Source organism: Paenibacillus sp. 598K (genome assembly GCF_003851045.1).
In the GTDB taxonomy this organism is placed as follows: domain Bacteria; phylum Bacillota; class Bacilli; order Paenibacillales; family Paenibacillaceae; genus Paenibacillus_D.
The window spans coordinates 695-11,950 of record NZ_BFBX01000148.1; the positions used below are offsets into that span (position 1 = coordinate 695).

Sequence of the window (11,256 nt, forward strand, 5' to 3'; positions counted from 1 at the left end):
CCAGCGCAGCAGGCACCGTCAGCGGCGGCCACCAGAGAGCCCCCGCCGCGATCGCTCCGAGCAGCACGCTGTAGAGCAACAGCTGCCTGGCGCTCTGACGCGCGCTCTGCTGCGGCAGCAACGAGCGCGTCAGCGTCGTGAAGCCGATGATGACCGGCAGTCCGATCATCGTCCAGCCCTCCGCCCAGGTCCCCCCGCCGAGCAGCGGCGGCCAGGGCAGCGCTGTCCCGGCCGCCGCGAAGCCTCCCGCAGCGGGTGTCGCCAGCAGCAACGGCACCGGCCAATATCCTTGCAGCCGGTAGCCGCCGACGAGCCGGCCGCGCTTGCCGCTCAGGACGAGCGGGCTGGCTAGCCGCGCCCCCTGACGCCCGAGCAGCAGCGCCTCGGCGAGATGCAGCAGCGCCGCCAGCAGCAGCAGGCCGGGGATGTCGAGCGCCGCCAACGACTCCGCGAGCCGCCCCGCCAGCGGAGAGTACGCTCCGGCATCGAGCCAGCTCGCTGCACCTTGCAGCAGCCCCAGCAAGCCGACGCTGTACGCGATGCACAGATAGCGGAAGCGCAGCAGCAGCAGCGCGCCGGCGGCGCCCCACATCCACCAGACCGTATCCGGGGTCAAGCGGACGCCGATGAACAGGGCGATCGCCGATACGAGCAGACCAGCCACCGCTCCTGTCAGCAGCGACCGCAGCGTCTCTATCGGCCACGGGTGGAGGCGCGCATGGAACAGTCGCTGCTCCGTCCGCATCTGATGGCGGTAGATCAGGATGATCAGCAGGATCGCAATATAATAGAACGGTTGTGTCGCCAGCTGCAGTGCTGCTTTTCCGAGCAGCTGCAGTATGGCCAGTAACGTATCCAACCTTGGATCACTTCCTCTCGCGCATCGTTCTCCCCGATGCTTGAAGCATAACAGAAGGCTGGCCATCGCCGATTGATCGGCGTCAGCCAGCCTTCATACTTTCGACACGCCACCCGCGATTTCCTGCTCGCGAAAGGCAGCGACGGGGCGATTATTCGCCCGCTAGCTTGCCCTTGATCGTCTCGACGGCGGCGCTCAGTTGACGGTCGTTGCTGGCATCGCGCACCCAAGCGAACAGCTCCTCCTCGAGCCGCTCCGCCGTCTTCTCGTCGAGCTGGCCGCTGACCGGCAACGATGCGCTCTTTTGGAACGCCGATACCGCCTTGGCTGTCTCCTCGCTGTAATACCCGTCCTTGCGGCCGGTGCTGTAGCCGAGTCCGCTCAGCATCAGCTGGGCGCTGCGCACTTCCTCGCCGAGCATGTCTAGCTTCAGCGTCTGCTCCTTGGAGAGTCGCGGCGCATTGTAGAACTCCGGCGGCAGCACCTCGACGTCAGGCTTGATGCCGGTCTCGTTGATCCAGTTGCCATCCGGCGTCAGCCATTTGGCGATCGTCATCTTGACCAGCGAGCCGTCGCTCAGCGCCTTGTTGTAGCTGACCTGCACCGTGCCCTTGCCGAAGGTCGTCTCGCCGACCAGCGTCGCGTCCGCGCGCTCGCGCAGCGCGCCGGCCAGCACCTCGGAGGCGCTGGCGCTGCCTTTGTTGATCAGCACGGCCAGCGGGTACGGCTTGCCGGAGCCTTTGGATACTGTCTGCTCCCGCTCGCCGTTCCGATCCTCGATCTGGACGATCGGCTCGCCCGAGCGGATGAACGGCTCGGTCACCGAGACGACGACCGGCAGCACGCCGCCGGGGTTGTTGCGCACGTCGATGATCAGCCCCTTCATCCCTTGCTCCTCCAGCGTCGCCAGCTCCTCGCCGAAGCGCTCGCCAGTATTCATCGCGAACTGACGGATCTCGATCTTGCCGATGTCGCCCGGCAGCATCTCGGAGAATACCGTCTCGACGTCGATATCGTCGCGCACGACCGTCACCTGAATAGGCTGGGCGCGCTGTCCGCGCCGGATCTCCAGCTCGGCCTTGCTGCCTTTGGGACCACGCACCTTGGCCACCGCCTCGCTCAGCTGCAGGCCGTCGAGACGCTCGCCGTTGACAGAGAGGATGATATCCTTGGGCATCAGCCCTGCCCGCTCCGCCGGCGAATCCTTGATCGGCGAGACGACGATGACCTGTCCGTCCTCCATCGAGACCTCAGCGCCGATGCCGGAAAACGACCCTTCGATCGACTCCGAGAAATGCTCCGCCGCATCCTGCTCCATATAGACGGAATAAGGGTCCTCGAGCACCGACATCATCCCGTTCAAGGCGCCGCTGACGATGCGCTCGCGTTCGATCGGCTTGTAGTACTTGTTCTCGATGAGCGACAACACCGTATTGAGCTTCTTCAGCTCCTCCGAGCTTAGCCGCTCCGTCACCAACGGGTCGCCCTGGGCCGTCACCAACCCCGTACGGCTGCCCAACTCCTGCAGCAGCGAGCGGTCGACGACCGTCAGCGTGAAGAAGACCGTCGCCACGACCGTCAGGACGATGTAGGCGACGACTGTTCTTCCCTTGAATTGCATAGTTTCACCACCTCTGTGCCATCGGCGCGCTTGCCGCTGCCGACCGCGATTTTCAGGCTCCTTGGAACCAGCTGTCAGACTAGTCTATGACAAGCCTTCAGCAATTATTAAACCTGGACTGCTTCGATTGACGCGAAGCGTCGTCTTGCCCCAAACGGCTATTGCCGCCCTGGGGAGGGCGGCTTATAAGGGGTAGTATACCGTTTTGAACAGCCGATCGCAAGCGGCGAGTCTGGAGGTCTGTCGTTGTTCTGTGATCATGTCACCGGCGTGGCCCGAGATCCAGCTTCGCCCCTTCGACCCTCCCAGCGCCCTGCGACCTGCCTAGGGCGTGTCTAGCGCAAATAACTAACCGGATTAACCGGCTTCTCGTTGATCCGCACTTCGAAATGCAAGTGATTGCCTGTCGATCGACCAGTCGTGCCGACCTCGGCAATCTTCTGGCCGCGCTTCACCTTATCGCCGCTCTTGACCTTGATGCCGCCGTTGCGGATATGGGCGTACAGCGTCCACATCCCGCCGCCATGGTCGATGATGACCGTGTTGCCGTAGCCGCTCGTCGACTGGGCGACAATGACGACGCCGGACTCTGCCGCATAGATCGGTGTGCCGGCCGGCGCTGCGAAGTCAACGCCGTTGTGCATCCTGCCCCGCTTGCCGGTGATCGGATCGACCCGGGGACCGAACTGCGAGTTCATCCGATAGGACGAGGAGATCGGCCGCAGCAGCTGGCCGCCGCTATCCTTGTAGTCCGATTCCGAGCGCGTCTGCGACTGTTGCTGCCGTTGGAGCTCCCGCTGACGGGCCAGTTGGCGCTTGCGCTCTTCTTCTTTGCGCTGACGCTCCAGCTCGGCTGTTTTTTCCTTCTCGAGCTCAGACACCTTGGATGCCAGCGTCATCAGCAGCGCTTCCTGCTCCTCGGAGATGCCCTCGAGCTCCTCCAGTTGCTCGTTGTATTGGAGGATCATCACTTCTTTTTCCTTCTCCTTGACCAGGAGCTGGTTGTGATAGGTCTCCAGCCGTCCGTACAGATCCTTGACCTCGTCCAGCTTCGTCTCGATCTCGGCCTTCTTGACGAGGATGAGCTCCTTGTCCCTGCGATGCTCCTCGAGGATATCCTTATCCTGATTCATGATCGAGGAGAGCGCGTCGACGCGGTCGAGGAAGTCGCTAAAGCTGGTCGCGCTCAGCAGCACATCCATGTAAGAGACGAAGCCGTTTGTATACATGAGCCGCATCCTCGAGTCAAGCAGCTTGTCGCGCTCGACGATCCGTACTTCGGTCTCCTCCAGGCTGCGACCGGCATCGAGCAGCTCGCCCTCGGTCGTCGCCAGCTCGCTTTGCGTGTTCTGGAGATTGCGCGAGACGTTGTCGATCTCATCGAGGATCTGATTGATCGAGCGCGTCGCCTCATCCTTCTGCGTGCTTACCACTTCACGCTCCTGCTCGGCCTGCGCCTTGCTGCTGGTAGCCTCCTGCATCTGCGAACGTACCTTGTTCAGTTCCCGGTTGATCCGATCCACCTCGGAGGCGGCCTGACCGGCGATCGGCGGGAAAGCGAGGACCGCTGCCAGCAGGAATGCCAGCAGGGCAAGTGCTCTCTTCACGTATCTCTTCACCTACACTTTCAAATACTTGCGAACCGATATCGTACTGCCCCATACGCCGATTAACGTGCCGATGCCGATAAGCAGCGCGCATACGAGCAGCGCCGACTCCTGCACCGTAACCAGCTTGATCATCATCAGCCCAAGCTCAAATTGCGAAAACGAGACGAGCTGCGAGTAGCCGACCAGGACGATCGTCGACGTAATGATCGAGCCGAACAGCCCGATCAGCGCGCCCTCGATAAAAAACGGCCAGCTGATGAACGAATTGGTCGCACCGACCAGCTTCATAATCTTGATCTCCCGGCTGCGCGAGAGGATCGTCATCTTGATCATATTGGAGATCAGGAACATCGCCGTTAGCGCCAGCCCTGCCACGATGACCAGACCGATATTGCGCACCGCCGTCGTCACCTTGAAGAGCGTCTCTACTGTGCCTTGTCCGTACTTGACGCTGCTGATCGCCGCATCGTTCTCTGTATTGATTGCCTGGATCTTCTTGGCGGCGAAGCCGATCTCCTGCGGATTGACCACCTCGACGGTAAAGGAGTCCGGCAACGGATTATTGGTCTCGTCGTAGCCATCGAGCAATTCCCGCCCGTCCTCGCCCAGACTGTTGCGCAGCAGCTCCAGCCCCTCCATCTTGGAGACGAAGACGATGCTGCTTACCTCTGGCATATTGCCGATCGTCCGATTCAGCTCATCGATCTTCTCCTGCTCCGTATTGAGCTGCAGGAAGACGCGGATCTGCACCTGGCTCTCGATCTGCTCGGTCAGATTGTTGACGTTAAGCGCGAGCAGTAGGAAGACGCCGAGGATGAACAGCGAGATGACGATCGAGCTAAGCGAGGCGAAGGTCATCCAGCCGTTGCGCAGCAAGCTCTTGGCGCCTTCCCGGAGGTGGCGGAGCATGGTGCTAAATTTCATACCCGTACTCCCCTCTGGCCTCGTCGCGGGCGATCAGACCGTCCTCGATCGCGATGACGCGCTTGCGCTGGCGATTGACGATCTCGCGGTTATGCGTCGCCATGACGATCGTCGTGCCCCGGAAGTTGATCTCCTCGAGCAGATGCATGATGCCCCACGACGTATCGGGATCGAGGTTGCCCGTCGGCTCGTCCGCGACGATGACGGCGGGGTTGTTGACGATCGCGCGGGCGATCGCCACCCGCTGCTGCTCGCCACCGGACAGCTGAGCCGGCAGGCTCGCGTGCTTGTCGCGCAGTCCGACCAACTCCAGCACCTCCATCGTCCGCTTGCGGATGAGCCGGCGAGGCGCCTCGATGACCTCCATCGCAAAGGCGATATTCTCATAGGCGCTAAGCTTCGGCAGCAGACGATAATCCTGGAAGATGACGCCGATATTGCGACGGACATACGGGATTTTGCGCGGCTTCAGCTTGCCGATGTTGAAGCCATTGACCGAGATCTGGCCCTTGGTCGGGATCTCCTCCCGGTAGATCAGTTTCATGAACGTCGACTTGCCGGCCCCGGATGGTCCGACCAGGTAGACGAACTCATTGCGATCTATAAGGACGGAAACGCCGCGCAAGGCATGGGAGCCATTCGCGTACGTTTTCCAGATGTCTTGCATTTCTATCACATTATCACATCCTGTACAGTGTCAGCTACTAGACATTCGACAATAAGGACGCAATTCCTTCCAATCCCCAGGTAATCGACAGCATTTTAATAATTCTCATCGGCGCCCCAAAGCGAAAATAAAGCGGCGTTTCCTTGCATATCTATGATATAGAAACGAAACGGGACGAGGTGATCAAACGATGAAAAAAATCCATCTGTCGCTCATCGTATCCATAGCGATCCTGCTGCTCTCCTCCACCGCCTGGGGGCTGCTGGCGCTCTATGCCGAGCAAGAGACCGTGCCCGACGGCACCGTCGTCGACGGCACGCCGATCGGCGGACTGGCTATCGACGCATCGCTCGAGCTGCTGGAGCGGCAATGGACCGCCTTCGAAGAGGAGGAGCTCGTCGTCTGGGCCAATCTTGGTCAGCAGGACAGGCATAGCTGGACGCTCGCCGAGCTGGGCTTCCGCATCGAGCGGGAGCCGCTCGTCTCGGAGCTGCTCGCCCTACGCGAGGGCGGACTGCTGCAGCGCGCCCGCTATCGTCTCCTCTTCCCCCGCGAGCACCGGATGAAGCTCGCCTGGAACACGCAGCAATTCGAAGCGCGCATCCGTCAGCAATGGCGCTGGCTCGAGCAATACCAACCGGTCGACGCGACACGGCGCATCACCGCCGACGACAAGATCGTCTACCATCGACACCGGGACGCCTACCGAGTCGACCTGCCCGTCCTGAGCGAGCAGGTGCGGGAGAGCGTCATCGCGCACTGGCTCCGAGCCTCGGCCGGCGAGGGTCAGGCGGCCGCCAAGCCGCCGACCTCGGGAGGCGCTGCCGTGCTCAAGCTGCCGATTGCGGTCGCGCAGCCTGCGGTGACGCTCGGACAGCTGCAAGCGCAAGGCGTCGAGCGCAAGATCGCCTCGCATACGACTGATTACTCCTCCAGCCCCGCCGGACGAGCCTTCAACGTCGAAGCGACGGCCCGCACCTTGCAGGACTGGACGCTGGCGCCCGGCGAGGTGTTCGACTACGAGCGGGTGATCGCAGCTGCCGAACGGGAGTACGGCTTCCGGGAAGCTCCGGTTATCCTGGACGGCGAGCTCGTGCCCGGCATCGGCGGCGGCATCTGCCAGGTGTCGAGCACACTGTACGAGGCTGTGTTGCAGGCAGGCCTCGAGATCGTCGAGCGGCGCAATCACTCCCTGCCCGTATCGTACATGCCGCTTGGCCGCGACGCGACCTTCTCCGAGGGGACGATCAACTTCCGCTTCCGCAACACGACCGGCAAGCATCTCGTCATCCGGACCGAGACGAAGGGGCGCAAGCTGACGATCAAGCTGTTCGGCTCGCTGCCGGACAATGTCCAGTATCGGATCACCTCCAAGACTGTCAAGACGATTGATCCGCCGGTCCGCGAGGTATCGAGCGAACTGGCCGCCCCCGGCGAGCCCAAGCAACTGCGGCAGGGCAAGCCGGGCTACGTCGTCGAGACGTATCGGACGATGCTGCGTGATGGCAAGGAGGTGTCGCGGGAGCGCATCTCGCGCGATACGTACAAGGCCTCGCCCAGTCTGATCGGCCTTCATCCGAGCGACCTCAAGCCGGATGCAAGCACCCAGGCGCGGTCTGCTGAGGATGGCTTGCTCGAGGACGGTATCCGATTGGTACCGTGAAAGAGACGCCAAAGAGCGACGTCCAGGCTGAATGCCCGGCGTCGCTCTTTGGCTTGCTTTATAAGCGAAATACTTCAATAAAAGATCGGTATATTATTCCGAAGCAGCTTCGTCCTTCGCCGGCTCGCGATCAGGCAGCTGACTGACGTAGCTGTCCGAGAGATTGAGCAGCTCCAGCGCCCGGTTGAACTCATCCTCGGTGATGCTGCCGCCCTTGCCGCCCTCGCCGGCTAACGGGTACTCCGTGCCGTCCTCGTAGCCGCTGCCCGGGATGAGCAGCGCATCGTCGCTGAGCAGCGAGCCCGAAGGCAGATAATAGCGCTGCGGCAACAGGTTATACGTCTGGTTGATAATATCCTGACCAAAGTAGATGCGGTCCTTCACCGATGCGCCGAGCAGGTTGGCTACTGTCGGCAGGATGTCTACCTGACCGCCGATCTGCTCGAATACGGCCGGATAAGTGACATCCTTGGAGATGATCGCCAATGGAATATTGATCATATCGGTATAGCTGTATTCGCGACCGTAGATTTCTTCCATCAGCTGCTTGTCGGTTTTGGTGAGCGAGTAGATCGGCAAGCCCAGATGATCGCCGTAGATGACGATCAGGCTGTCATCCCATACGCCGTTTTGCTTGAGCTGCTCGATGAACTGGCCAAGCGCGTAGTCGGCATAGTTTTGCGAGCGGATATAGTCGCCGACGAATGTCTTCTCAAAACGCTCCGGGAGCTCCATTTTGTACTTCTCTGCCGGGATCGTGAACGGGTGATGCGCGGTCATCGAGATGACCTGGGCGTAGAATGGCTCACCCGAGTCATTCATCTGTTGCAGCACATCGGCCGTTTTATCGTACAGCACCTCGTCCGAAGCGCCGAAGAACACGGTATCTTCTTTGCCAAAAAACTCTTCGTCGTAGTAACGGTCGAAGCCCAGCGCCTGGTACATCTCGCCGCGATTCCAGAACTCGACGACGTTCGTATGGAAGGTGGCGCTGTTATAGCCCTTCTCCCCCAGCAGCTTCGGCAGACTCGGCAGCTGCTTGGCTGCGTAGACGCCGGATGCCGCGCCGCGCGGCGGGATGTAGAAGGATGTGTTGACGACAAACTCGGCGTCGGAGGTGTTGCCTTGGCCGACCTGCTGATAGAAGTTCGAGAAGTAGAAGTTCTCGTTCATCAGCCGATTCATGTTCGGCGTAATCTCCTGGCCGTCGATCTTCAGATTGATCAGGAAGTTCTGGAACGACTCCATCTGGATGATGATCAGATTTTTGCCCTCGGCAGCGCCGGCATAGTTGCCCGACACGACCGGCTGGGTCCGCTTGATGCGATCGATCGCGCTGCGAGTGATCTGCTGCGGATCGACCAGCTCTTTTTCCTCTTTAGAGAAGATGGTGTAGGCCTCATAGTTGAGGATACCCATATCCTCGGCCTTTTTAATCTCGTTCATGCTCGCCCGGTTGGGCATAATATTGACGAAGCAGACGATGACAGACAGGACAAACAGACTCATGACAAGTGCTTTTTTGCGCGGTCTGTGGCTCATATCGATCGGAATCTCCCGCTTGCGGAACAGCATGATCGCGAACACGATAATATCGATGAAGATGAGCAGGTAATACGGATGCATGAGCGAGAATACGCTGTTCTTGACTGCGGTCACTTGATTGACTTGGTCCAGCGCATGATAAGTGACGATAACGCCATAATATTTGTAGTACATGATCGCTGCAAAAAAGATCGCCGTCAACAGCAGGTTGACGATAAAATAATAAAGCAGCTTGCGCTTCGACGCGAACCATTCGATCAGGCAGAACAGCGCCCACACGAAAGGAATCTCAGTCAGCAGCGGCATCATGGAGAAGCCGTTGTCAAAGATGACCAGATAGGCCAGACAGCTTTTGAGCAGCATAATAATAGAGAAGAAGACAAACGGCTTTGCACGTACCGTGTCCAGAAACCTCGACACAAAATTCCCCACCTTTCTCTGTAAACAAGAACCAAACAGGCCGGATTCGGAATCCGCCCCTTCTACTCCCCATTAAAATAACGATTGGGCTCGCTTCTTAGTTGCAAAAAATCCACATTTTCTTGCAGTTTGCGCTAGCAAGACAATCCTTATCTATTTATACCCTGTAAAAGCTTTGTTAAATCCGCAGCGACAAAGCATATTATGCTACGGCCTTTACTTAAAGTCAAAAACACCGTGCGGTCGTGGCTATCGCTATGTGCTCTCCTGCTCTCGAAAACCTCATAAAACAGTCAACGAGCTTACGATAACGCCGTTGTTCATGCGCTGGCAACGTTGGTCGCGATTTGCCGGGCTTGCCCATCAGCGCGGATGGGCCTTAAGCCAGTCCAGGATGTCGCGCAACGTCTGTACCGGCACGATATTAAGCTCCGGCGCGCCGAGCCGCGCTTCCTGCGCCTGCCCATATGGCACGAAGAAGACGTCGGCGCCATTGCGATAAACGGTGTAGGCTTTTTGACGAATGCCGCCGATCTTGCCGACGGTGCCGTTGGCATTAATCGTGCCGGTGACGGCGACGCGATTGCCAAAAGTAACGCCGCCCGGCGTCAACTGGTCGATCAGCGTGAGCGCCAGCGCTGCGCCGTGAGACGGTCCGCCCTCATGGGCAAAGTAGGAGCGAAAGCGCACCTTCATCGGCAGGTCCAGCATGAGCGCGTCGTCGACGGTAATTCCGACGGCCGGCCGATTCTCGTCCTCCGGGTGGACGACCGTATGCAGGCGCAGCGTGAGCGGCTCATTGTTGCGCAGCAGCGTCACCTCGACCGTGTCGCCGGGCTCGATAAGGCGCATCACATTGGTCAACGTCAGCGAAGAGGACACGGCATGGGTATTGATCCGGATGATGATATCGCCAGGCCGCAGCTGACCGTAGGCGGGACCGCCGATTTGCACGCTCTGCACGAGCGCGCCGTAAGCGACCGCCCCGTCGCCGATGCCGGCCAGCTTGAAGCCGACTGCGCTGCCCAGGTCATTGGCCTCGAGCTTCAGATTATGGACCAGACTCTCATAGGAGCCGATCGACATCCCGAGCTTGCGGATCGGCCGGAATTTATAATTTGGAAACAGCTCGGCATAGAGCCAGTCGATCGGGAAGGCCGGACGATCGAAGACGAGCACGCCCATAATTTCCCCGTTCCCCCCCTCGCCGCTCTCTCCCTCGGCAACAGCATACCGGTGCATATTGACCGAGAGTCCGGGGTAGGTGACCATGTACGGCATCGGGTAAAACAAGGCCAGCAGCAGCACGACCGACAACGCCGCCGCTGTTACGGCACGCCTAGGCATCCTGCCACCTCGCCGTCGCCGCTCCAGCACGAACAGGTCCCAGAGCGCGATCGCCCAGGACGCAGCGAGCAGCCCCGCCGCCCAGATCAGCAGCGCCAGGCGCATCTCCCCCGTCGCCGCCATCCAGCCGATAAATACGGCCGCTCCTACAGAGAGGAGCAGCAGCAGCCAGCGCCGCAGCACATCCACATACAGCCGGATGCCTTGTCCTCTCGGCTGTCCGTCGCCCTCTTGCCCAGCCCGGGCGATCCGCAGAGCCTCCTTGCGGGCATGACCGATGCCGCCGATCGCGGCGGCGCCCCATAGCAAAGGCACAGCCGCGAGCAGGAAGACCATGCCGTTGAGCAGATCGATCCAGTAGACGTTCATTCCGATATGGACAGGATCGGGGATCCAGATCAGTTCTCCTGCGATGCACAGCAGGATCGCCAGCCCCATTCCGATCAGATACATCCGTTGCCAGTACGTCATGGGTTTCGCTCCCCTTTCCTTTATAATAGGTATCGGGCTGCCCTCAAAAGAGGGCCTACGGTCACGGGATCGATCTTCCGATCGCTGTTGTCCCCAGATTTCTTGGTTATTAACCGCATTAGCGGTTGA

8 protein-coding genes are annotated in these 11,256 nt (G+C 60.0%); 1 reads left to right on the forward strand and 7 read right to left on the reverse strand.

The window, feature by feature from the left end; all coding sequences use genetic code 11:
- The 5 genes from PA598K_RS31700 to ftsE all read right to left on the reverse strand — a co-directional run.
- Positions 1–859: serine protease (locus tag PA598K_RS31700; protein ID WP_128660786.1), on the reverse strand; the 859-nt coding region annotated here is incomplete at its 3' end.
- A gap of 151 nt (positions 860–1,010) precedes the next feature.
- Positions 1,011–2,480, reverse strand: coding sequence for a S41 family peptidase (locus tag PA598K_RS31705; protein ID WP_128660772.1), 1,470 nt, complete (start codon positions 2,478–2,480; stop codon positions 1,011–1,013).
- Positions 2,481–2,815: 335 nt separating this feature from the next.
- Entirely contained in the window at positions 2,816–4,087 is a 1,272-nt protein-coding gene (locus PA598K_RS31710; protein WP_128660773.1) for a murein hydrolase activator EnvC family protein, read from the reverse strand.
- Between the two features lie 12 nt (positions 4,088–4,099).
- A complete protein-coding gene (gene ftsX / locus PA598K_RS31715; RefSeq protein ID WP_128660774.1) occupies positions 4,100–5,014 on the reverse strand; it encodes a permease-like cell division protein FtsX in 915 nt (304 codons plus the stop codon).
- Entirely contained in the window at positions 5,004–5,690 is a 687-nt protein-coding gene (gene ftsE / locus PA598K_RS31720; protein WP_305780973.1) for a cell division ATP-binding protein FtsE, read from the reverse strand. Before ftsE ends, ftsX begins: the two co-directional genes overlap by 11 nt.
- Before the next feature lie 181 nt (positions 5,691–5,871).
- Here ftsE and PA598K_RS31725 point away from each other — a divergent pair, with 181 nt between their 5' ends.
- Positions 5,872–7,344 carry a VanW family protein gene (locus PA598K_RS31725; protein ID WP_128660775.1) on the forward strand — a complete coding sequence of 491 codons (1,473 nt, stop codon included), beginning with the start codon at positions 5,872–5,874 and terminating at the stop codon, positions 7,342–7,344.
- Between the two features lie 93 nt (positions 7,345–7,437).
- Here the strand turns inward: PA598K_RS31725 and PA598K_RS31730 are convergent, their stop codons facing one another.
- Together PA598K_RS31730 and PA598K_RS31735 are read right to left on the reverse strand one after the other, a co-directional pair.
- Positions 7,438–9,252 carry an LTA synthase family protein gene (locus tag PA598K_RS31730; protein ID WP_128660788.1) on the reverse strand — a complete coding sequence of 605 codons (1,815 nt, stop codon included), beginning with the start codon at positions 9,250–9,252 and terminating at the stop codon, positions 7,438–7,440.
- Positions 9,253–9,672: 420 nt separating this feature from the next.
- A complete protein-coding gene (locus tag PA598K_RS31735; RefSeq protein ID WP_128660776.1) occupies positions 9,673–11,127 on the reverse strand; it encodes a PDZ domain-containing protein in 1,455 nt (484 codons plus the stop codon).
- Between the last annotated feature and the right edge of the window lie 129 nt (positions 11,128–11,256).